Below are 21,602 nucleotides of genomic sequence, written 5' to 3'. Positions count from 1 at the left end.
CGTCGGGTCTTGCAGCCTTCAGCCTTACACAGCGTCGAAATTCGACAAACGACTGTCAAGTATAGAAATTTAGTGCGACACGGTGAGTCGCAAAGATGCATGATGACCGAAGTCAATCGAGTCTGACCCGCACCCGCGCCGACTCGCCGCGTCCGTCGACGACGAGCAGCGTCACATAGCCCGGACCCGTCGGCGTCCAGCGCGTGGTTCTGGCAAAGGGTTCGCGGGCAATGGGTCCGCCGTCGGCGAACCAGGTGAAAGGCGGTGTGCCGCCCCGGACCCTGAGTGCCAGCGATTCGGTCGAGGAGGCGCCGAACCCCAGATCGATCCGCGCCCCCGGCGGCGGATAGGCGATCTCCAGCGCCGTGGCCGAAGCCGTCGCGCGCCGTGCCGCCGGCACATGCCTCAGGATCTCGGGTAGTTGGGCGTAGCTCATGGGCCGCACGCCGGGCGGCGGCGCCGGCAGCGGCGTGCGCGGGCCGAGCTGGGCGAAGACGTCGATGAGCACGGGCGCGGCGGCCTCGATCCCGGCCAGACCCGGCACGGAGGCGCCATCGGCCCGGCCGGTCCAGACACCCACCACCCAGCGTCCGTCGAAGCCGATGGCCCAGGCGTCGCGATAGCCGTAGGAGGTGCCGGTCTTGAAAGCAATCCGGTCGGCCGTGGCGCGATCCGGGGCCGGCGCCCCGGCGAGGATGGAGCCGACCATCCAGGCGGCGCGCTCGTCCAGCACCGGACGCGACGGGCACGCCGCCGATGCGCTGCCCGGACTGTCGCGCTCCAGTGACTCGCGCAGCACGACCGGCGAGCCGCCGCGCGCGATCGCGGCATAGAGTCGGACCAGATCGGTGAGCGTCACCCCGACCCCGCCCAGGCCGATGGCCAGACCGGGCGCCGAGAGTTCAGGCAAGGCCGGCTCGACCCCGGCGCGGCGCAGACGGGCCGCCAGACGCGCCGGTCCCACGGCGTCCAGTAGCCGGACCGCCGGGATGTTCAGCGAGGCTTGCAGGGCGCGGCGTACCGAGACCGTGCCCTGGAATGTGCGATCGAAGTTGGTCGGGGCATAGCCGTCGAAGCCGGTCGGACGGTCTTCGATCAGGCTCTCGGGATGAGCGATGCCGTCCTCGAAGGCCAGACCATAGATCAGCGGCTTGAGCGTCGATCCGGGCGAACGGATGGCGCGGGTCATGTCGATATGGCCCCGGCGCGCCTCGTCGAGCGGATCGGGCGAACCGACCGAGGCCCGAACCTCGCCCGTGGCGTGATCGGCGACCAGGATGGCGAGCGAGACACGATCGCCCAGGGCGCGGGCGCGCTCGGCGGCCAGGGTTTCCAGGCGCTCCTGCAAGCGGGCATCGAGGGTCAGACGCTGGACATGGCGTTCGGGATGGGCGCGATGCAGACGCCGGGCCAGATGGGCGGCGAGCATCGGAAAGGGACGGCGCACGCTCGGCACCGGCTCGCGCAAGGCGCCGGCCAGCTCGATCGCGTCGATGCGGCCGGCGGCGTGGAGGCGCTGGAGGATGGCATCGCGCGCCCGCCGCAGGGCCGCCGCATCACGGTCGGGACGACGCGACTCGGGCGCCTGGGGTAGCGCGATCAGGAGCGCGGATTCCGCCGCCGTCAATCGGTGCGGCTCGCGGCCCAGCCAGGCCAAAGCACCGGAACGCAGACCCTCGATGTTGCCGCCATAGGGCGTCAGATCGAGGTAGGCGGAGAGGATGGCGTCCTTGTCCAGCCGTCGTTCCAGGGCCAGGGCCAGACGCATCTGATGCAGTTTGCCGGCGAGGTCGCGGGTCGAGCGCCCGTCGAGCAGACGCGCCAGTTGCATGCTGATCGTCGAGCCGCCGGAGACGACGCGCCCCTGTCTGAGCCATTGCCAGGCCGCGCGCATGAGCGCTAACGGATCGACGCCGGCATGGTCGCGAAAGCGCCGGTCCTCGATGGCCAGGAGCCTGTCCGGATAGCGCGGATCGACCGCGTCGAGCGCGACCGGCAGACGCCAGCGACCGTCGGCCACGGCGAAGGCGCGCAACAGCCGTCCCTCGCGGTCGAGGATCTGGGGCGAGGTTGCGAACTCCAGGTCAGGCAGGGGCGTGGCCTCGATCCAGGCGTCCAGCCACAGCCGGACACCGCCGGCCGAGGCGATGAGGAGGATCGAGGTCAGCAGGAGCTTTGAAGACCGACACACAGGGGCTGCCTACCCGCGTAACCGCTCGATGTCTGAGTCGAAGAATCGACCGTACAAAAAACGAAGGCTTACAAGTCATGAACCTGTAAGCCTTCGTTTTGTGTTGGTGGGCTGTCAGGGATTCGAACCCCGGACCGATGGATTAAGAGTCCACTGCTCTACCAGCTGAGCTAACAGCCCTTTGACTTGCATTGTTTGGGGTGGACGATGGGGATCGAACCCACGACCACAGGATCCACAATCCTGCGCTCTACCGGCTGAGCTACGTCCACCATTGAAACCGCTCGACTCGTCCGTGTCGAATCATATCGCATTCGATGCCGCCTTGGCATCCCCGGATTCGCGTAATGGCGCGCCCGGCAGGACTCGAACCTGCGACCCACGGCTTAGAAGGCCGTTGCTCTATCCAGCTGAGCTACGAGCGCTTATCGGGTGCGGTTCGTCACGCATTCCGCGCGATCCCGTCGCTTTGGAAGGCATGTGGTCGGGGTAGAGGGATTCGAACCCCCGACATCCTGCTCCCAAAGCAGGCGCGCTACCAGACTGCGCTATACCCCGGCTTCGGATGCGTATCCGGAGCGTCTCAAGGCATCCCGGAACCGAAGAAGCGGCATGATAGTCATCGATCCGGCGGCTGTCAACCATTGCGTTTCACGACCAGCAATTCCAAATTCAACCTCCTTAGTGCTATCAGGGGCTTTCGAGCGATTCATCACAGCGCCGCGGATAAGCCGATGGTTGTCCAGTCGATCCCTCCCCCCACCCCGGAGCTTTCTCCCGCGACACTGGTAGCGCGCGTGCGCGAGGTGTCGTATGCACTACCCGATGCGCGTAAAGGCGGCAACCACCAGTTTCAGCGCCGGATGCAGTACGAGCGCGGAGCCAATAACGCGGCCACGCTGTTTGGGGTCGATCAGATCCCGAGCGACCAGCAGATTCGCAACCTACTCGACCCCATTCCCCCGGAGTCGGTGTTTGAGCTGTTCGTCGAGCCGGCCTTTCTGACGCACTCCATCCTCGATCACTTCGATACCCTCCATCACCGCGTGCGCCAACAGCTCCCCTCACGCCGCACCTTCTTCGAGCATCTACGCGCCTTGACCCAATACGTCCTCTTTGCCGCCCGGGAAGACTTGTTTGAGTGCATGCCGGAGGCCCTCCAACCGGCCCAGCCTCCTCCACGGCACCGGACTCGGCGCTGAGGGGGCATGGGGGCTTTCATCAAAGACCATGATGACAGAGTGGTCTTAAATTTGGAATTGCCGGAACATGGCCCGCATGTTAGGGCCTGTCCGGTCTGGGTGTAAAATCATTCCCTTTTCAGCCGTTGGACCTGTTCATGTCAGACTCGAACTCCTCCGCCAAGCCCTGGGCCGGGCGCTTCAATGCCCCGACCGACGCCTTCGTCGAAGCCTTCACCGCCTCGGTCGACTTCGACCGCCGACTCTATCGCTACGACATCCGGGGCTCGATCGCCCATGCCTCCATGCTCGCGCGTCAGGGCATCCTGACCGAGGCCGAGCACGACGCCATCGTTGCCGGCCTGGAACGGGTGCGCGCGCGCATCGACGCCGGTGAGTTCGACTGGTCGATCCGGCTCGAAGACGTGCACATGAACATCGAGTCGGCGCTGACCGCCGACATCGGCGACGCGGGCAAGAAGCTCCACACCGGACGCTCGCGCAACGATCAGGTCGCCACCGACGTGCGTCTCTGGCTGCGCGACGAAATCGACACCATCCGCGCCGAGATCGTCCGTCTGCAAACCGCGCTCCTGGATCTGGCCGAGCGCGAGGCCGACACCATCCTGCCCGGCTTCACCCATCTCCAGGTCGCCCAGCCCATCACCTTCGGTCATCACATGCTGGCCTGGTTCGAGATGCTGGAGCGCGACCGCGAGCGTCTGGTCGACTGCCGCCGCCGGATGAACGTCATGCCGCTCGGCGCGGCGGCACTCGCCGGAACCACCTACCCCATCGACCGCCATTACACCGCCGAGCGGCTCGGCTTCGACCGCCCGGCCGAGAACTCGCTCGACGCCGTCTCGGATCGCGACTTCGCCATCGAGTTCACGGCGGACGCCGCAATCCTGATGATGCATCTGTCGCGCTTCTCGGAAGAGCTGATCCTGTGGTCCTCGGCCCAGTTCGGCTTCGTCGAGCTCTCGGACAGCTTCTGCACCGGCTCCTCGATCATGCCGCAGAAGAAGAACCCCGACGTGCCCGAGCTGGTGCGCGGCAAGAGCGGGCGCATCTTCGGTCATCTGATGGGGCTGCTGACCCTGATGAAATCCCAGCCGCTGGCCTACAACAAGGACAATCAGGAAGACAAGGAGCCGCTGTTCGATACCGTCGACAACCTCAAGGGCTCGCTCAAGGTCTATGCCGACATGATGGCGCATGTCACCTGCAACCGCGACCGGATGCGCGCAGCGGCCAAACAGGGCTTCAGCACCGCCACCGATCTGGCCGATTATCTGGTGCGCCGGGGCATCCCCTTCCGCGACGCCCATGAGATCGTCGGCAAGGCCGTTGCGCTCGGCGTGCGCGAAGGGCGCGATCTGGCCGAGCTGACGCTCGCTGAACTGCGCCGATTCTCGGATGCCATCGATGAGGACGTCTTCGCCGTACTGACGCTAGAAGGCTCGGTCGCCGCGCGCGATCACATCGGCGGTACGGCGCCGGCGCAGGTACGCGCCGCGATCGAACGCGGACGCCGGCGGCTGAACGGCGCCCATGAGTCCTGAGCGTAAACCGCTATAATCGATCGTCTTTCAGCGCGCCATCCATCCGAACCGATCCCGACATCATGACCGAACTCCAGGAACAGCTCTCCAAGCGGCGGACCTTCGCCATCATCTCGCACCCAGACGCCGGCAAGACCACGCTGACCGAAAAGCTCTTGCTCTTCGGCGGTGCCATCCAGCTCGCCGGCACGGTCAAGGGACGCAAGGCGGCGCGTCACGCCACCTCGGACTGGATGGAGCTGGAGAAGGAGCGCGGCATCTCGGTTACGTCCTCGGTGATGCAGTTCCCCTATGGCGAGGCCATCATCAACCTGCTCGACACGCCCGGTCACGAGGACTTCTCGGAAGACACCTACCGCACCCTGACGGCGGTCGACTCGGCGCTGATGGTGATCGACGTGGCCAAGGGCGTCGAGGAGCGCACCATCAAGCTGATGGACGTGTGCCGACTGCGCGACACCCCGATCCTGACCTTCGTCAACAAGCTCGACCGTGAGGGACGCGACACCATCGAGATCCTCGACGAGATCGAGAGCGTGTTGAAGATCCAGTGCGCGCCCGTGACCTGGCCGATCGGCATGGGCAAGCGTTTCAAGGGTGTCTATGACCTGCGCACCGGGCGCACCCATCTGTTCACCGCCCGGCACGGCGGCAAGATCGTCGAGGGAGAGATCATCGAGGGACTCGACAATCCGCGCATGGACGAGGTGCTCGGCGATCAGGCCCAGGAGCTGCGCGAGGAGCTGGAACTGGTCGAGGGCGCCAGCCATCCGCTCGATCTCGACGCCTATCTGGCCGGCAAGCAGACGCCGGTGTTCTTCGGCTCGGCGATCAACAACTTCGGCGTGCGCGAACTGCTCGATGCCTTCGTCAGTTACGCCCCGCCGCCGCGTGCGCGCGAGACCCGCCAGCGCACCGTCGATCCGGGCGAGTCGGCCTTCACCGGCTTCGTGTTCAAGATCCAGGCGAACATGGACCCGGCGCATCGCGACCGCGTCGCCTTCATGCGCGTGTGTTCGGGCAGCTACAAGAAGGGCATGAAGATGCGTCACGCGCGCATCGGCAAGAGCATCCAGGTCGCCAATGCCATCACCTTCCAGGCCGACGAGCGCCGTCACGTCGAGGAAGCCTGGCCGGGCGACATCATCGGTCTGCACAATCACGGCACCATCCAGATCGGCGACACCTTCACCGAGGGCGAGGATCTCAAGTACGAGGGCATCCCCTATTTCGCGCCCGAACTCTTCCGGCGCGTGGTGCTCAGGGATCCGCTGCGGATGAAGGCGTTGCATAAGGGCGTCCTGCAACTCTCGGAGGAAGGCGCCACTCAGTCGTTCCGGCCGCTGAAGAACAACGATCTGATCCTGGGCGCGGTCGGCGTGCTCCAGTTCGATGTCGCGGCCTATCGGTTGAAGGCCGAATACGGCGTCGATGCCGTGGTCGAGGCGGTCAGCGTCAAGACCGCGCGCTGGATCCGGTGCGACGATCCCAGGATGCTGGAGCGCTTCAAGGAGAAGTGTTACGAGCACCTGGCGCTCGATGGCGACGATCAGCTCGTCTATCTGGCCCCGACGATGGTCAATCTGAGCCTGGCCGAGGAACGCTGGCCGGATGTACGGTTCCTCGCTACCCGCGAGCTGTAAATCGAGATTTCATACTGGAGGATTCCTACTTGGAAACCGAAGCCGTTGCAGAACTGATTCGTACTGGCTTACCCGGAGCCGAGGTCCAGGTCACGGGGGATGGCGAGCATTTCGAGGCCATCGTCGTCAGCGAGGCCTTCGAGGGACTGTCGCTGCTCAAGCGCGAGCGTCTCATCATGGAGACGGTCCGGGAGCAGGTCGCCGGCGGCGAGCTGCACGCGCTCTCCATCAAGGCGCGCACGCCGGCTCAACAGGCCGCCCAACGCTGAGCACTCCCCCGCGATCGTTCTTGACGCAACAAAAAGCCCCGCCGAAGCGGGGCTTTCATCTTTGGGCGGTCTCGACACCGCCCGATGAGGCGCGGGACACTCAGACTCCGCCGATAGCGATCGGCGGCTGACCGGGAGCGCCCTTACCCTGGGTCGCCCCACTGCCGCCGTCGGCCTTGGTCGTCGGACGACCGCCGCCATGCTCCTCCGGCTCGCGCATCGGCCGACCGGCCATGATGTCGTCGATCTGGTCCTTGCCGATGGTTTCGTAGGTCAGGAGCGCCTCGGCCATGGTGTGGAGCTTATCGAGATGCTCCTCCAGTATCCGTTTGGTGCGCTGATAGTTGCGGTCGATGATGTCGCGCACCGCCTGATCGATCGCCAGCGCCGTCTCGGGCGAGACCTGACGCTGCTGCGTCACCGAACGGCCCAGGAACACCTCGCCCTCGTCCTCGGCATAGGCCAGCGGCCCCATGCTGTCGGACAACCCGAAGCGCGTGACCATGTTGCGCGCGATGTCGGTGGCACGCTCGATGTCGTTCGAGGCCCCGGTCGTCACCTGCTCGGGTCCGAAGATCATCTCCTCGGCCAGACGTCCGCCGAACAGACTGGAGATCTGGCTTTCGAGCTGACGCTTGCTCATGCTGTAACGGTCGCGCTCGGGCAAGAACAGGGTCACGCCCAGCGCCCGACCGCGCGGGATGATGCTGACCTTGTGCACCGGGTCGTGCTCGGGCACCAGCCGCCCGACGATGGCATGTCCGGCCTCGTGATAGGCGGTGAGCTTCTTCTCGGACTCGGACATCACGATGCTGCGCCGCTCGGCGCCCATCATGATCTTGTCCTTGGCCTTCTCGAACATGTCCATGCCGACCTCTTCGCGACCGGAACGCGCGGCGAACAGTGCGGCCTCGTTGACCAGATTGGCCAGATCCGCACCCGAGAAGCCAGGCGTGCCGCGCGCGATGGTGCGTGCATCGACATCCTCGGCGATCGGCACCTTGCGCATGTGGACTTCCAGGATCGCCGCACGTCCGGCCAGATCCGGCAGACCGACCACCACCTGACGGTCGAAGCGCCCCGGACGCAGCAGCGCCGGATCGAGCACGTCGGCGCGGTTGGTCGCGGCGATCACGATCACGCCCTCGTTGCCGGTGAAGCCGTCCATCTCGACCAGGAGCTGGTTGAGGGTCTGCTCGCGCTCGTCGTGCCCGCCGCCGAGACCGGCGCCGCGCTTGCGCCCGACCGCGTCGATCTCGTCGATGAAGATGATGCAGGGCGCATGTTTCTTGGCCTGCTCGAACAGGTCGCGCACGCGCGAGGCGCCGACACCGACGAACATCTCGACGAAGTCCGAGCCGGAGATGCTGAAGAAGGGCACCTTGGCCTCGCCGGCGATAGCGCGCGCCAGCAGCGTCTTACCCGTACCGGGCGGGCCGACCATGAGCACACCGCGCGGGATGCGTCCGCCCAGGTTGGAGAACTTCTGCGGATTGCGCAGGAAGTCGACCAGCTCGCCGACCTCTTCCTTGGCCTCCTCGACGCCGGCCACGTCGCGCAGGGTCACGCGCACCTCGCCCTCGGCGTGCCGGCGCGCGCGGCTCTTGCCGAAATTGAACAGACCGCCCGAACCGCCGCCGGCACTGCGACGCATGAACCAGATCCAGATCCCGGCCAGCACGATGAACGGCAACCAGGCGGCGACCAGTTGCATGAAGATACTCGGCTGTTCCGGCGGCTTGGCGCGGATGACCACATCGTGCTTGAGCAGATCGCCCACCAGCCCCGGATCGCCCGGATCATAGGTCTCGAAGCGCGAGCCGTCGCTGCGCACCCCCTTGATGGTCTCGTCCTGAATCGTGACCTCCTGGACGGCGCCGCTGGAGAGTTCCTGCAGGAACTGGCTGTAACTGAGATTGCGCGCCTCGATCTGTTCGGAGGTGGTGAGGCTGTTGAGCATCATCACCAGCCAGAAGGAGACGGCAATCCAGAGTAGGATGTTCAGGATCTTGGCATTCATGGTTCGGAGCTGTCCTCGTTGACCGGATCTGGAGTCGGGGCGCGGTGTCTGGACCCTCGCCTGTCTTGACGGGTTAGATCGGGTCTGGGGCTGTAAATCCAATGGGGTGGTTCGCGATGACTCCCTGTCGACCGGAGCTTATCAGGGTTTGAGCGCGGATTGGAGTTCGGAAACTGTGATGGGTTCCGCGTTTCGGGTTGCCGCCCGTCTGTCGGCTCGCTAAGCTGGCGCCGAATGCCTCAGCGACGGGTTTGCCCATGCCACTCGGCCCCATCATGCTCGATCTCGCGGGAACGGCGCTCGACGCCGAGGATCGCGAACTGCTGCGCCATCCGGCCGTCGGTGGCGTCATCCTCTTTGCGCGCAACTACGAATCGCCCGAGCAGCTCGCGGCGCTGACGGCCGCCATCCATGCGGTGCGCGAGCCGGCACTGCTGATCGGCGTCGATCAGGAAGGCGGACGGGTGCAGCGTTTCCGCGACGGCTTCACGCGCCTGCCGCCGGCAGGGCGTCTGGGCCTGCTCCATCGCGAGCGTCCGGCGCATGCGCGTGCCGTCTGCGAATCCATCGCCTGGCTGATGGCCGCCGAGTTGCGCGCGGTCGGGGTGGATTTCAGCTTCGCGCCCGTGCTGGATCTGGATCGGGGCATCAGCCGGGTGATCGGTGATCGCGGATTCAGCCCTGATCCGCAGGCGGTCGGCGAGCTGGCGTCGAGCTGGATGCGCGGTGCGCGTCAGGCGGGCATGGCCAGCGTCGGCAAGCATTTTCCGGGGCATGGCGGGGTCGAGGCCGATTCGCATACGGAACTGCCGCACGACGAGCGTCCTTTCGTCGATCTGGATCTGGAGGATCTGGTGCCCTTCCGCCGTCTCATCGACCAGGGGCTGGAGGCGATGATGCCGGCGCATGTGATCTATCCGCGCATCGATCCGCGCCCGGCCGGGTTCTCTCCGATCTGGTTGCGCGAGATCCTGCGCCGGCAGCTCGGATTCCAGGGCGTCATCTTCAGCGACGATCTCAATATGGAGGCGGCCGGCGCGGGGGGTAGCCATGTCGAGCGGGCTCAAGCCGCAGCGGCGGCCGGTTGCGATATGCTGCTGATCTGCAACAATCGTCCGGCGGCTGTTTCGATTCTTGCGGCCTTCAAAGACCATCGCGACCCCGCGACCAGTCTGCGGCTGCTACGGATGCACGGGCGCAAGCCGCTCGATCGCGTCCGCCTGCACGAAAGCCCCGAATGGCATCGCGCCCTGGGCCATATCGCCGAACTCGAATCCCATGATTCGCTCGAGCTGCCGCTCGACGATCCCACGACTCCGGAGCCAAGAACCCAATCATGAAGCTCGACCCACAGACTTACGCCGCCGTTGCGAACCGTGCCGAATGCCTGGCCACGGCCGAGGAAATGGAGGCCGCGCTCGATCGCATGGCGGCCGATCTGACTGTGCGCCTGGCGGACAAGGATCCGCTGGTGCTCTGCGTCATGACCGGCGCGACCGTCGTCGCCGGGCTGCTGCTGCCCCGGCTCGATTTCCAACTCAGGCTCGACTACATCCATGCCAGCCGCTACCAGGGAGCCACGCGCGGCGGCGAGATCGGCTGGCGCCATCGTCCGTCCGAGGCCATTCGCGGCGAGCATGTACTGGTGCTCGACGACATCCTCGACGAGGGCATCACGCTGGAGCAGATCGTGCGGGCCTGCCAAGAGGACGGCGCGGCGAGCGTGACCTCGGCAGTGCTGGTCGAAAAGGAGCACGATCATGCCTGCGAGGCCGATGTGGTCGGCATCCGGGTGCCCGACCGCTATCTCTATGGCTATGGGCTCGACTACAAGAATTATTTCCGCAACGCTCGCGGAATCTACGCCGTGGCCGACGTCGATTTCTGATCAGGCAACAGCGTAGTCGAGGACCAAGCCGGTGAAGACGGCCATGCCGAAGTAGTTGTTGTTGAGGAAGGCTTGGAAACAGAGCGACGGATCGCGTCGGCGGATCAGATATTGCTGATAGACCGCCAGCGCGGCCGCCGCCAGCAGTCCGAGCTGATAGAAGACGCCCCGCCCCGTCTCCTCGCCGATCCAGACCAGCAGCCCGAGCATGAGGAGCTGCAACAGCCCGATCGTCAACCGGTCCCAGCGTCCGAAGAGGATGGCGGTCGACTTGATGCCGATCTTGAGATCGTCCTCGCGATCGACCATGGCGTACTGGGTGTCGTAGACGAGCGCCCAGATCAGGGTCGCGACGAACAGCACCCAGGCATAGAACGGAATGCTGCCGGTGACGGCGGTGAAGGCCATGGGGATCGCCCAGCCGAAGGCCGCGCCGAGAAAGAGCTGCGGCACATGGGTGAAGCGCTTCATGAAGGGATAGACGAAGGTCAGCGCCAGGGCGACGAAGGACAGTGCAACGGTCTGCCGGTTCAGTTGCAGCACCAGGGCGAAGGCGATCAGGCTCAGGACGATGAACACCCCGATCGCCTCGCGCGGCGTCACCTGCCCCGTGGCCAGCGGACGCTGATTGGTGCGCGCCACATGGCCGTCGAAGTCGCGATCGGCGTAATCGTTGATGGCGCAACCGGCCGAGCGCATCAGCACCACGCCCAGCACGAAGATCAGCACCACCGACCAGTGCGGCTGCCCCTCGCCGGCCAGCCACAGCGCCCAGAGCGCCGGCCACATCAGCAGGAAGATGCCGATCGGCCGATGCAGACGCACCAGCAGATAGTAGCTATGGAGACGATCGCGCCAGCCTGTGGGACGCTGGATCCGGACGTTCAGCTCGGGGATGCTCATGGGGAGGTATCGAATCGCCTGTCTTCGCGGCAAGGCCGTGCCGGAATTACACCCGCGCCGGTCGACGACGACCCAAGCCGTATGAAATGCATGGTGCCCGGGGCCGGGCTCGAACCGGCATGACCGAAGTCGAGGGATTTTAAGTCCCTTGCGTCTACCAATTTCGCCACCCGGGCAGGGCGTGAAATGAGTCGAGGCAGTATAACACCCAAGTTGCCACCTTGAAGGGTTGACATCCATCGGGGTTAGCTTGCATTGTGTCGTACCCCTACAACACCGCGCGAGCAGAGTACTCTGATGTCACAGGCCCGTCACGCTATTGAAACCTCCGGCAGTTTGCTCGAACGCCTGTTGCCCAAACATATCCATAGCGTGACCGCCGCCGGATTCGAACTCAAGACCGCTTTCTTCATCCCGGCCTGTAGTCTCAATTTCCTCTTCTGAGTCTCAGAGGGCGGCAACTTGGGTGACATAGTCACGCTTGAGCCAGTTGCGATAGCCATCGTGCAGCGGCTCCAGCACCTCGAACGACTCCACATCCGTCATCTCGTCCGTGGCATCGCCGCGCCCAGGCGCAAAAGACACCTCAATATCGAACCCAGCCGCCTTGGCCGCCTGCTCGATCCCAACACCACCCGCCAGCACGATGACATCGGCCACACTGGCGCCACTCTCGGCCGCGATGGGTTCGAGCACGCTCAGCACCCGCGCCAACCGCGCCGGCTCATTACCCCCCCAGTCCTTCTGCGGCGCCGGCCGGAGACGCGCCCCATTGGCCCCACCCGCTTGTCCGACCCCCGGAAGGTCCGCGCACTGTCCCCCAGGCCGTTGCCACCATGTCGGCGACACTCAGCCCACTGGCTGCGATCCGCGCCTTGACCGCCGCCACATCATAATCCGCCCGGCCGGCCGGTACCGGATCCTGCCAGATCAGATCCTCCTGCGGCGCATCCGGACCGATATAGCGCGTCTTCGGCCCCAGATCGCGATGCGTCAGCTTGAACCAGGCCCGCGCGAAGGTCTCGGCAAAATACTCAGGATCCTGATAGAACCGCTCCGAGATCTTGCGATACGCCGGATCCATCTTCATCACCATATCGGCGTCGGTCATGATCGGATTGAGACGGATCGACGGATCCTCGACATCCGCGCCCTCGGGGTCCGGTCCCGGTAACTTGGCGTCGCCATTGCTGTGACACTTGCCGACCGTGTGGCCGCCGGCGGTCAGGGCGACGGTCTCCTCGTCGTTCATCGCCATGCGCGCAAAGGTCACACGCACATCATGCGCCGTCTTGAGCGGATCGGGCTTGCCTTCGACGCGCGATAGTCGAAGTCGGGGTCCAGCGGATTGGTCTTGGTGTCGTGCTGATGCAGGATGTCGAGATTGAGCGCCTTCGGCCACCAGTCCATGTTCGAGGATCCGGCCGCCGTGTTACCGCCGTGCATCACCGGGCATTGGCCTGCCGTCGTCGTTGTGTTCTTGTCCATCGCTCTCTCCATTCGTGGCTTCGTTGACGTGAAGTACGTTGGTCTCGACGCATCGTCGAGCCTGGGATGAGGGATAGGGATAGACAGGGCTGGAGGCCAATCGTTTAGTCGGATCTCATGAATCGATAACATATATCGATATCGACCACTCGATTGCCTCCGCCATTCGAGAGACTCGACAGCCCGCCTGCGCGCGCGGGCCGTCGGCACAGCAGGCCTCGACTCAGCGCATCTGTTCCTGGAGCAGACCCAGGATACGCTGACTGTTCGGGCTGGGGTCCGGTGTTCCGTCGGCGGCGAGCACGGTCACGCGCGACTCGGTCTCGTTGCCGCTGACCCTGACCTGATACTGCTTGACGCTGTCGACCTCGTCCTTGCGCCAGAAGGCCATGCGCGACATGAGGCCGGGCTTCTTGCCGTCGGGCGGCGGACCGCCGTCCGGACCGCCGCGACCGGCATAGCGGACATAGTAGACACCCTGAGTCTGGTCGCGATCCTCGACGGAGAAACCGGCGCGGTCGAGCGCGGTTCCGGTTAGCCGCCACGCGGAACGGAACTCCTGCGGAATCAGGATGACGGGTACGCCGCCCTCGACGGACAGGTGCGTGTTGGCGCCGACCGGCTGACCTGTGGCCGCGACCTCAGTTCCGGCGCCGGCCGCCCTGGACTGGGAGGCGCCCAGATAGACCATGAGACGCCGCAGCATCTCGGCCTCCTTCTCGCTGTCGGAGCCGCTCGGCTCCCAGATGGTGCGGCTGCTGTCGCCGATGCCGTCCGTGACCAGACGCTCGGCCATGCCGCGATGGGTCAGGCGGATGTCGGTGGTGCCCGGCTTGATCCCGTCCTCGATGCGCAGACTGTACTGATCGCGCGTCGAGGTCGAATAGATGCCTTCGGCGATCTTGCTCACCATGCGCGTGACGAAGTCCTTGCGGATCTCGGCGCGGTTGTCGAGCCAGTCGGTGCGCATCACGCCGAGTGTCGGATTCTGCTCGGTCAGCAGGATGCCCTGCTCGCGCCAGAAGGAGATGAGTCGCGGCCAGACAACCTGGGGCGTGGCCTGGACCTCGAGCCAGCGCTCGTTGCCGCTTCGTTTGAGTTCGACGTTTCGGACCTCGGGCAGCACGTCGCCGCGACTGGCGACCCGCTGGCGCTGCTCGCGGCTGCCGGCATATTCGGAGAAGGTCGTCGGCCGATCGCCGGCTGGAATATCGAGCGCGTCGTCGAAGCTGCCGGCGGTCAGATCCGGCGGGATCTCGAGATTCTCGGACGCCTCGCGCTGTTTCTTGTAGACGAGACGCTGATCGGGCAGGTTGTCCTGGATCTTGCTCATACTGCAACCCGCCGGCGTCAGCAGCGGCATGAAGAGAACGAGCGCCAAGACACGCTTGAAACCTGGTCTCACAGTCAAGAACCTCTCAACCTGGAAATCGTTTGGTCGGGTTACAGGTGTCACAGCAGTCCGGCCCGGACCATGGCCTGACGCACGCGCGGCTCGCACTCCTCGGTCAGCCAGGTCAGGGGCAGGCGGATACCGGCCTGGCAGAGTCCCATCTCGGCGACGGCCCACTTGACCGGAATCGGGTTGGACTGGACGAAGAGATCGCGATGGAGGGCCGCGAGCCGGCCATCGATCGCCTCGGCGCGTTCGCGATCGCCGGCGAGCGCGGCCTCGCACATGGCCTGCATCAGACGCGGCGCGACATTGGCCGTCACCGAGATGACGCCGTCGCCGCCGTGCAGCATGAACTCGCGCGCGGTGGCGTCGTCGCCGCTGTAGAGCGCGAAGTCCGGGCCGCAGTCGGCGCGCAGACGCTCGACGCGCGCCAGATCGCCGGTGGCCTCCTTGAGACCGACGATGTTGTCGATCTCGGCGAGCCGGGCGACGGTCTCGGGGAGCATGTCGCAGGCGGTGCGGCCTGGGACGTTATAGAGGATCTGCGGGATGTCGACGGCTTCGGCGACGGCCTTGTGGTGCAGATAGATTCCCTGCTGGGTGGGCTTGTTGTAGTAGGGCGTCACCAGCAGCGCGGCATCGGCCCCGGCCTCGCGGGCGCAGCGCGTGAGCGTGATCGCCTCGCGGGTCGAGTTGGCGCCGGTGCCGGCGATGACCGGGAGACGCCCGGCGGCGAACTCGACCGTGCGCCGGATGACGGCGCAGTGTTCGTCCTCGTCGAGCGTGGCCGACTCGCCCGTGGTGCCGACCGAGACGATGGCCGAGGTACCCTGCGCGACATGGAAATCGACGAGTCGTTGCAGGCTCGCGTCATCGATCTCCCCATCGGCGTGCATGGGCGTGACGAGTGCCACGATGCTGCCGCGAAACATGCTCCAACCCCGCTCAAACGATGCCTGAAAATAAGGCGACATAGTAGCTTGCGCGGGTTGTCGGAGACAACCGCCGCCACCGACCGCTAGAACGCGGCCTGACAGATCGTGAGCAGTCCGGCCGGAAACAGTCCGAGTGCCAGCAGTGCCAGACCGTTGAGCGACATGGCGAAGCGCACCCCGCTGCTCGTGACCAGCGCCGGCGCATCCTCGGCGGGCTTGTCGAAGTAGATGAACTTGACTACCCGCAGATAGTAGAAGGCGCCGATGATCGAGAAGAACACGGCGACCAGCGCCAGCCAGACCATATCGATCCGGATCACGGCCTCCAGCACCAGCAGCTTGGCCATGAAGCCGACCGTCGGCGGCACACCGGCCATGGAGAACATGATCAGCGCCATCATGGCGGCGTACCAGGCATCGCGGTCGTTCAGGCCCTTGAGATCCTCCAGCCGCTCGGCGTCGAAGCCCTGACGGCTCAGGATCAGCAGGATGCCGAACGCGCCCGCCGACATCACGGCATAGACGATGGTGTAGAACATGGCGGCGGCGAATCCCTGCTCGGAGCCCGCCAGCAGTCCCAGGAAGATGAAGCCGACATGCGAGATGGTCGAATAGGCCAGCATCCGCTTGATGTTGGACTGGGCGATGGCGACCAGATTGCCCAGACCCATGGAGAGCACGGCCAGGATGACCAGCATTCCCTGCCAGTCCGGGTGGAGCGTCGGCAGACCATCGACCAGCATCCGCACCGCCAGCGCGAAGGCGGCGATCTTGGGCGCGCTGCTCAGGATCAGCACGGCCGGGGTCGGCCCGCCCTCATAGACGTCGGGCACCCACATGTGGAAGGGCACGGCGCCGAACTTGAAGCCGATGCCGATCACCAGAAAGGCGATGCCGAATACCAGCACTTTGTTCGACATCCCCTGCTCGGCGACGGCGGCGGCGACCGGGCCGAATTCGATCGAGCCGGTTGCGCCATAGATCATCGAGACGCCATAGAGCAGCAGACCCGAGCCGAGCGCGCCGAGCACGAAGTATTTCATCGCGGCCTCGGCGCCCTTGCTGGAGTCGCGGTCGAAGGCGACCAGGGCATAGAGGGCGAGTGCCTGGAGTTCGAGGCCCAGATAGAGGGTCAGGAAGCCGTTGGCCGAGACCATGATCAGCATTCCGAGCACGGCCAGCAGTCCGAGGACATAGAACTCGCCGACCAGCATCCCGCGATCCTGGAGCCAGGGGCGCGCATAGACGAAGGTCAGGATGCTGACGATGAGGATCGCGCCCCGCAGCAGGTCGGTCATGGCGTCGCGGATCAGGTTGCCGTCGAAGAACACCTGAGCCTCGCCGCCGCCGACGAGGCCGGTCAGCGCGATGGCGATCACCAGACCGAGCAGGGTCAGGCTGTGGTTGAGGCCCTTGTCCTGGTCTTTGAGATAAAGATCCAGGATCAGCACCACGCTCGCGGTCACGAGGATGGCGATCTCGGGCAGGATGGGGAGCAGATTGGCTGCGTCGAATGTCATGGGCATTCCAAATCCGTTGTTCGGTTATTCAGGATGGATCAGCGCGCAACGCTGGCGACGGTCTCGGGCTGGGCTAGGACACACTCCCCACGCTCCGCCTCAGGCAGCTTGCAGACCCCGACTTGCTCGACCAAGTTCTCAACCGTCACATGCATGACGTTGACCAGCGGCGCGGGCCACAGCCCAAACAGCAGCACCACCGCCGCCAGCGCCCCCAGATTGATCCGCTCCCGCAAATCCAAATCGGCCAAAGCCGCGACCTTCTCGTTCTTGACCTCGCCGAAGACGACCCGCTTGACCATCCACAGCGTAAAGGCCGCCGCCAGAATCAACGTCGTCGCCGCCAGCAGCGCCCACCAGAAACTCGCCTTGAAGGTCGCCAGAATCACCATGAACTCGCCGACGAATCCCGACGTCCCCGGCAATCCGGCATTGGCCATCGCGAAATAGACCATGAACGCCCCAAACCAGGGCATCGTATTGATGACACCGCCATAATCGGCGATTTCACGCGAATGAACCCGATCATAGAGCACCCCGACACACAGGAAGAGCGCCCCCGAGATGAACCCATGCGAGATCATCTGCACCATGCCGCCCTCGATGCCCATCACCGCCCCACCCGTCACGCTCGGATTGAGCGTCAGACTAAAGACGATAAAAAAGCCCAGCGTCACAAAACCCATGTGCGCAATCGACGAATAAGCGATCAGCTTCTTCATATCCTGCTGCACCAGCGCCACGAAACCGATATAAACGATCGCGATCAACGACAGCGCAATAATGACCCAAGCCAGATCCGCGCTCGCATCCGGCGTGATCGGCAGCGAGAACCGCAGAAAACCATACCCGCCGATTTTGAGCATGATCGCCGCCAGAATCACCGAACCGCCGGTCGGCGCCTCGACGTGCGCATCCGGCAACCAGGTATGCACCGGAAACATCGGCACCTTGACCGCAAACGCCAGGAAAAACGCGATGAAGATCAGCGTCTGCGCCGTCATCCCCAGTTCGAGCGCATGGAAATCCAGAATGCTGAAACTGCCCGACTGGAAGTACATATAGATCAGCGCGACCAGCATGAACACCGATCCGAGGAAGGTATAAATAAAGAACTTGATGGTCGCATAGACCCGGTTCGGCCCGCCCCAGACCCCGATGATGATGAACATCGGAATCAGCATCGCCTCCCAGAACACATAGAACAGCACCGCGTCGAGCGCCGAGAACACGCCGACCATGATGCCTTCCATCATCAGAAACGCCGCCATGTACTGGCTCGGCTTGTAACGGATGACCTCCCAGCCGGCGATGATGACGAAGATCGAGATAAAGGTCGTCAGCACGATCAGCGGCATCGACAGCCCATCGACGCCGAGGAAGTATTCGACGTTGAAGCTCGGAATCCAGGGCGCGCGTTCGACGAACTGCATCTCGGCGGTGGTCGGGTCGAAGCCGATCCATAGCCCCAGACTGACCACAAAGGTCAGCACCGCGAAGGCCAGCGCCGTCCATTTCGACAGCGTCTTTTCCTGATCGCCGCTCGCCAGCACCACCAACCCGCCGATGATCGGCAGCCAGATGGTCAGCGTGAGTAAGGGTAAAGCGTTCATGCCAAGTCTTCTCCCTTATCGGCGTCAGAGCGTCACGAAGACCGTCAGCAGGCCGACCAGCCCGACGATCATCGCAATGGCGTAGTGGTAGAGATATCCGGTCTGGAGATGTCGGAAGTGCAGCGCCAGCCGCCCGACGGTACGCGCCGAGCCGTTGACCATCGCACCATCGATGACGGTACGGTCGCCCGTGATCCAGAGCTTGCGCCCCAGATCGCGACTGCCGCCTGCAAAGAAACGCTGGTTGAAGTCGTCGAAACCGTACTTGTCCTGGAGCACGCGCGTCACCGGCCCGCCGAACACCTGGAGCAGCTCGTCGATGCGCGGATTCCAGGCGTGCAGCACCCACCAGATGAGCGCCGCCAGCGCCAGACCCGCCATCGCCAGATAGAAGGGCAAGGCGTGCGTCCCATGCTCGACGAAGGCCGCCTGACCGTGCCAGTGCTCGCGCAACGGCTGGAGCGTGTCATGCGACGCGGCGACGACGATCGGACTCCAGTCGCCGGTCGTCCACCAGTCGCCGATCAGCATCGGCTCGACGGCAAACCAGCCGATGAACACCGACGGAATCGCCAGCAGCACCAGCGGCACCGTCACCACCCAGGGCGACTCGTGCAGATGATGCCGGGTGTGCTCGTCCATGCGCTCGCGGCCATGGAAGACCAGGAAATACATGCGGAAACTGTAGAGCGCCGTGACGAAGACGCCCGCCGTCAGCAGCAGCGACGCATAGCCCGCGCCGAAGAGTTCGGAATGCCCCACCGCTTCGATGATGGCGTCCTTGGAGAAGAAGCCGGAGAAACCGGGAAAGCCGATCAGCGCCAGCGAGCCGATCAGGGCGGTCAGCCAGGTAATCGGCATGTACTTGCGCAGACCGCCCATGTGGCTGATGTCCTGCTTGTGATGCAGGGCGATGATGACCGAACCGGCGGCCAGGAACAGCAGCGCCTTGAAGAAGGCATGGGTCATCAGATGGAAGATGCCCGCCGCATAGGCCGAAGCGCCGAGCGCCGTCACCATGTAGCCGAGCTGCGACAGGGTCGAATAGGCGACCACGCGCTTGATGTCGTTCTGCACCAGACCGATCAGGCCCATGAAGAACGCCGTGCTCGCGCCGACGATCAGGATGAAGCTCAGCGCCGTCTCCGACAGTTCATAGAGCGGCGACATCCGCGCCACCATGAACACGCCCGCCGTGACCATGGTCGCGGCATGGATCAGGGCCGAGATCGGGGTCGGACCCTCCATCGAATCCGGCAGCCAGACGTGCAGCGGCACCTGCGCCGACTTACCCATGGCGCCGATGAAGAGCAGGATGCCGATCAGCGTCATCAGCGATACCCCGCCGAAGAGCGCGACCTGGGTGTCGGCGTGCGCGGGCGCCTGGGCGAAGACTTCGGCATAGTCCATCGAGCCGAAATACATGCCGATCGCCGCAATGCCGAGAATGAACCCGAAGTCACCCACGCGGTTGACCAGGAACGCCTTGAGGTTGGCGAACACCGCACTCTCGCGCGTCGACCAGAAGCCGATCAGCAGATAGGACACCAGACCCACCGCCTCCCAGCCGAAGAACAACTGCATGAAGTTGTTCGACATCACCAGCATCAGCATCGAGAAGGTGAACAGCGAGATATAGCTGAAGAAGCGCTGATAGCTGTTCTTGCCCGACAGCGCCCCGTGCGGCCAGTTGTGCTCGTCGTCGGCCATGTAGCCGATGGTGTAGAGATGCACCATGAGCGAGACGAAGGTGACGGTGGCCATCATCACCGCCGTCAGCTTGTCGACCAGGAAGCCGACCTCGAAATGCATCCCGTCCGAGACCAGCCAGGTGTAGACCGGGCCGTTGAAGACCGTCGCCTCACCCCAGATGAAGCGCGCCAGCACCCACAGCGACAGCACGGCTGAGACGGCCACGCCCGCGATGGTGGCGCGATGTGCGCCCCGGCGTCCGATCCGCCCGCCGAAGAAGCCGGCGACGATGGCGCCGAGCAGCGGCGCGAGCACAATGGTCAGATAGACGTTTTCCATCGTTTAACCCTTGAGCGCGTCGAGATCCTCGACGTTGATGGTGCGGCGGTTGCGGAACAGCACCACCAGGATGGCCAACCCGATGGCCGCTTCAGCCGCCGCCACGGTGAGGATGAAGAAGACGAAGACCTGCCCCGTCATGTCGCCCAGGAAGTGCGAGAAGGCGACGAAGTTCATGTTCACCGCGAGCAGCATCAGTTCGACGCACATCAACAGCAGGATCAGGTTCTTGCGGTTGAGGAAGATCCCGGCCACGGCGATGGCGAACAGCAACCCGCCCAGGATCAGATAGTCCGACAGCGCGATCATTGGCTCTCTCCCTTCTCGGCGGTAGCGACCGGGACCACGTCCTCGGCGGCCATCTTGACCAGCCGCACCCGATCCGGTCCCTTGCGCACCCGTACCTGTCTGGCCGGATCGACGTATTTGTTGTCGGGACGCCGGCGCAGCGTGAGCCGGATGGCGGCGACGATGGCCAGCAGCAGGATCAAGGCGGCGATCTCGACCGGATAGATGTAGACCGAATAGAGCAGCAGGCCCAGTTCACGGGTATTGCTGACTTCGGCCCCCAGCGGCTCGGGCTTGGGGAAGGCGTCTAGGCCGAAGTTGCCCGGCCCGACGATGAGTAGGATCTCGACCGCCATGATCGCCGCGATCAGCCCCGCCAGCGGTAGATTCTGCACGAAGCCGGCACGGATGGTCGCCAGATCGATGTCGAGCATCATGACGACGAACAGGAACAGCACCATCACCGCGCCGACATAGACCAGGATCAGCACGATGCCGAGGAATTCGGCCTCCAGCAGCACCCAGAGTCCGGCACTGGTGACGAAGGCCAGCACCAGGAACAGCACCGAATGCACCGGGTTCTTGCGGGTGATGACCATCACCGACGCCCAGAGCGTGATGACCGCCAAGACATAGAAGATCAATTTTTCAGCCATGAGGTGTCGTCCCGC

At 64.5% G+C, this 21,602-nt stretch carries 17 protein-coding genes, 5 tRNA genes and 2 pseudogenes; 7 read left to right on the top strand and 17 right to left on the bottom strand.

What is annotated here, in order from left to right; translation table 11 throughout:
* Positions 1-112: 112 nt before the first annotated feature.
* The 5 genes from pbpC to Atep_RS04810 all read right to left on the bottom strand — a co-directional run bounded on the left by pbpC (position 113) and on the right by Atep_RS04810 (position 2,749).
* A complete protein-coding gene (pbpC, locus tag Atep_RS04830) occupies positions 113-2,191 on the bottom strand; it encodes a penicillin-binding protein 1C (protein ID WP_213380516.1) in 2,079 nt (692 codons plus the stop codon).
* A 104-nt stretch (positions 2,192-2,295) separates the two neighbouring features.
* A tRNA-Lys gene (locus tag Atep_RS04825) sits at positions 2,296-2,371 on the bottom strand.
* Between the two features lie 16 nt (positions 2,372-2,387).
* A tRNA-His gene (locus Atep_RS04820) sits at positions 2,388-2,463 on the bottom strand.
* Positions 2,464-2,539: 76 nt separating this feature from the next.
* A tRNA-Arg gene (locus Atep_RS04815) sits at positions 2,540-2,616 on the bottom strand.
* A gap of 56 nt (positions 2,617-2,672) precedes the next feature.
* Positions 2,673-2,749: transfer RNA gene (locus Atep_RS04810), tRNA-Pro, on the bottom strand.
* Between the two features lie 239 nt (positions 2,750-2,988).
* Here Atep_RS04810 and Atep_RS04805 point away from each other — a divergent pair.
* The 4 genes from Atep_RS04805 (at position 2,989) to Atep_RS04790 (ending at position 6,849) form a co-directional block, all read left to right on the top strand.
* Positions 2,989-3,393, top strand: a complete 405-nt coding sequence (locus tag Atep_RS04805) for a hypothetical protein (protein WP_213380515.1) — start codon at positions 2,989-2,991, stop codon at positions 3,391-3,393.
* Between the two features lie 137 nt (positions 3,394-3,530).
* Positions 3,531-4,937, top strand: coding sequence for an argininosuccinate lyase (gene argH, locus Atep_RS04800; RefSeq protein WP_213380514.1), 1,407 nt, complete (start codon positions 3,531-3,533; stop codon positions 4,935-4,937).
* 62 nt (positions 4,938-4,999) lie between these two features.
* Positions 5,000-6,580: a peptide chain release factor 3 gene (locus Atep_RS04795; protein WP_213380513.1), complete on the top strand. Its 1,581-nt coding sequence runs from the start codon at positions 5,000-5,002 to the stop codon at positions 6,578-6,580.
* 29 nt (positions 6,581-6,609) lie between these two features.
* Positions 6,610-6,849, top strand: coding sequence for a BolA family protein (locus tag Atep_RS04790; RefSeq protein ID WP_213380512.1), 240 nt, complete (start codon positions 6,610-6,612; stop codon positions 6,847-6,849).
* A 100-nt stretch (positions 6,850-6,949) separates the two neighbouring features.
* Here the strand turns inward: Atep_RS04790 and ftsH are convergent, their stop codons facing one another.
* A complete protein-coding gene (gene ftsH, locus Atep_RS04785; protein WP_213380511.1) occupies positions 6,950-8,869 on the bottom strand; it encodes an ATP-dependent zinc metalloprotease FtsH in 1,920 nt (639 codons plus the stop codon).
* A 257-nt stretch (positions 8,870-9,126) separates the two neighbouring features.
* On the opposite strand from ftsH, the gene nagZ reads away from it, so the two are divergent.
* Both nagZ and Atep_RS04775 read left to right on the top strand, forming a co-directional pair.
* Positions 9,127-10,209, top strand: a complete 1,083-nt coding sequence (nagZ, locus tag Atep_RS04780) for a beta-N-acetylhexosaminidase (RefSeq protein WP_213380510.1) — start codon at positions 9,127-9,129, stop codon at positions 10,207-10,209.
* Entirely contained in the window at positions 10,206-10,757 is a 552-nt protein-coding gene (locus tag Atep_RS04775; RefSeq protein WP_213380509.1) for a hypoxanthine-guanine phosphoribosyltransferase, read from the top strand. The genes nagZ and Atep_RS04775 overlap by 4 nt, the downstream gene beginning before the upstream one ends.
* On the opposite strand, the gene ubiA is transcribed toward Atep_RS04775, so the two are convergent.
* Both ubiA and Atep_RS04765 read right to left on the bottom strand, forming a co-directional pair.
* A complete protein-coding gene (gene ubiA / locus Atep_RS04770) occupies positions 10,758-11,660 on the bottom strand; it encodes a 4-hydroxybenzoate octaprenyltransferase (protein ID WP_213380508.1) in 903 nt (300 codons plus the stop codon). It abuts the gene before it with no gap.
* 91 nt (positions 11,661-11,751) lie between these two features.
* Positions 11,752-11,836, bottom strand: a tRNA-Leu gene (locus Atep_RS04765).
* 118 nt (positions 11,837-11,954) lie between these two features.
* Between Atep_RS04765 and Atep_RS04760 the strand changes: the two are divergent.
* Positions 11,955-12,104: pseudogene (locus tag Atep_RS04760) on the top strand (IS982 family transposase); the annotation flags it as partial.
* A gap of 18 nt (positions 12,105-12,122) precedes the next feature.
* Here Atep_RS04760 and Atep_RS04755 read toward each other — a convergent pair.
* The 9 genes and pseudogenes from Atep_RS04755 to Atep_RS04720 form a co-directional block, all read right to left on the bottom strand.
* Positions 12,123-12,978, bottom strand: a pseudogene (locus Atep_RS04755) (peroxidase family protein); the annotation flags it as partial.
* Entirely contained in the window at positions 12,930-13,148 is a 219-nt protein-coding gene (locus Atep_RS17090; protein ID WP_419467509.1) for a hypothetical protein, read from the bottom strand. The gene Atep_RS17090 and the pseudogene Atep_RS04755, both read right to left, overlap by 49 nt.
* A 223-nt stretch (positions 13,149-13,371) precedes the next feature.
* Positions 13,372-14,553, bottom strand: coding sequence for an outer membrane protein assembly factor BamC (bamC, locus tag Atep_RS04750; protein ID WP_213381426.1), 1,182 nt, complete (start codon positions 14,551-14,553; stop codon positions 13,372-13,374).
* 47 nt (positions 14,554-14,600) lie between these two features.
* Complete coding sequence (dapA, locus tag Atep_RS04745) at positions 14,601-15,476, bottom strand: 4-hydroxy-tetrahydrodipicolinate synthase (protein ID WP_213380506.1); 876 nt, start codon at positions 15,474-15,476, stop codon at positions 14,601-14,603.
* A gap of 86 nt (positions 15,477-15,562) precedes the next feature.
* The gene (gene nuoN, locus Atep_RS04740) at positions 15,563-16,999 is read right to left on the bottom strand and encodes an NADH-quinone oxidoreductase subunit NuoN (protein ID WP_213380505.1); all 1,437 of its coding nucleotides are present in this window, start codon (positions 16,997-16,999) and stop codon (positions 15,563-15,565) included.
* 38 nt (positions 17,000-17,037) lie between these two features.
* On the bottom strand, positions 17,038-18,612 hold the full coding sequence (locus Atep_RS04735; protein ID WP_213380504.1) for an NADH-quinone oxidoreductase subunit M: 1,575 nt from the start codon (positions 18,610-18,612) through the stop codon (positions 17,038-17,040).
* A gap of 24 nt (positions 18,613-18,636) precedes the next feature.
* Positions 18,637-20,643 carry an NADH-quinone oxidoreductase subunit L gene (nuoL, locus tag Atep_RS04730; RefSeq protein WP_213380503.1) on the bottom strand — a complete coding sequence of 669 codons (2,007 nt, stop codon included), beginning with the start codon at positions 20,641-20,643 and terminating at the stop codon, positions 18,637-18,639.
* Positions 20,644-20,646: 3 nt separating this feature from the next.
* Complete coding sequence (gene nuoK / locus Atep_RS04725) at positions 20,647-20,952, bottom strand: NADH-quinone oxidoreductase subunit NuoK (RefSeq protein WP_012971602.1); 306 nt, start codon at positions 20,950-20,952, stop codon at positions 20,647-20,649.
* On the bottom strand, positions 20,949-21,587 hold the full coding sequence (locus Atep_RS04720; RefSeq protein ID WP_213380502.1) for an NADH-quinone oxidoreductase subunit J: 639 nt from the start codon (positions 21,585-21,587) through the stop codon (positions 20,949-20,951). Before Atep_RS04720 ends, nuoK begins: the two co-directional genes overlap by 4 nt.
* Positions 21,588-21,602: the final 15 nt, after the last annotated feature.

The organism is Allochromatium tepidum (assembly GCF_018409545.1).
Taxonomy (GTDB): Bacteria; Pseudomonadota; Gammaproteobacteria; order Chromatiales; family Chromatiaceae; genus Thermochromatium; species Thermochromatium tepidum_A.
The sequence above is the reverse complement of the archived record's forward strand: the minus strand, read 5'-3'. Positions and strand labels throughout refer to the sequence as shown.

Coding starts and splice junctions, on each gene's coding strand:
- nuoK (WP_012971602.1), bottom strand. CDS start 20,952: ATGATCGCGCTGTCGGACTATCTGATCCTGGGCGGGTTGCTGTTCGCC.
- nuoN (WP_213380505.1), bottom strand. CDS start 16,999: ATGACATTCGACGCAGCCAATCTGCTCCCCATCCTGCCCGAGATCGCC.
- Atep_RS17090 (WP_419467509.1), bottom strand. CDS start 13,148: ATGGACAAGAACACAACGACGACGGCAGGCCAATGCCCGGTGATGCAC.
- ftsH (WP_213380511.1), bottom strand. CDS start 8,869: ATGAATGCCAAGATCCTGAACATCCTACTCTGGATTGCCGTCTCCTTC.
- argH (WP_213380514.1), top strand. CDS start 3,531: ATGTCAGACTCGAACTCCTCCGCCAAGCCCTGGGCCGGGCGCTTCAAT.
- Atep_RS04775 (WP_213380509.1), top strand. CDS start 10,206: ATGAAGCTCGACCCACAGACTTACGCCGCCGTTGCGAACCGTGCCGAA.
- ubiA (WP_213380508.1), bottom strand. CDS start 11,660: ATGAGCATCCCCGAGCTGAACGTCCGGATCCAGCGTCCCACAGGCTGG.
- Atep_RS04795 (WP_213380513.1), top strand. CDS start 5,000: ATGACCGAACTCCAGGAACAGCTCTCCAAGCGGCGGACCTTCGCCATC.
- Atep_RS04720 (WP_213380502.1), bottom strand. CDS start 21,587: ATGGCTGAAAAATTGATCTTCTATGTCTTGGCGGTCATCACGCTCTGG.
- Atep_RS04735 (WP_213380504.1), bottom strand. CDS start 18,612: ATGAACGCTTTACCCTTACTCACGCTGACCATCTGGCTGCCGATCATC.
- dapA (WP_213380506.1), bottom strand. CDS start 15,476: ATGTTTCGCGGCAGCATCGTGGCACTCGTCACGCCCATGCACGCCGAT.
- nuoL (WP_213380503.1), bottom strand. CDS start 20,643: ATGGAAAACGTCTATCTGACCATTGTGCTCGCGCCGCTGCTCGGCGCC.
- nagZ (WP_213380510.1), top strand. CDS start 9,127: ATGCCACTCGGCCCCATCATGCTCGATCTCGCGGGAACGGCGCTCGAC.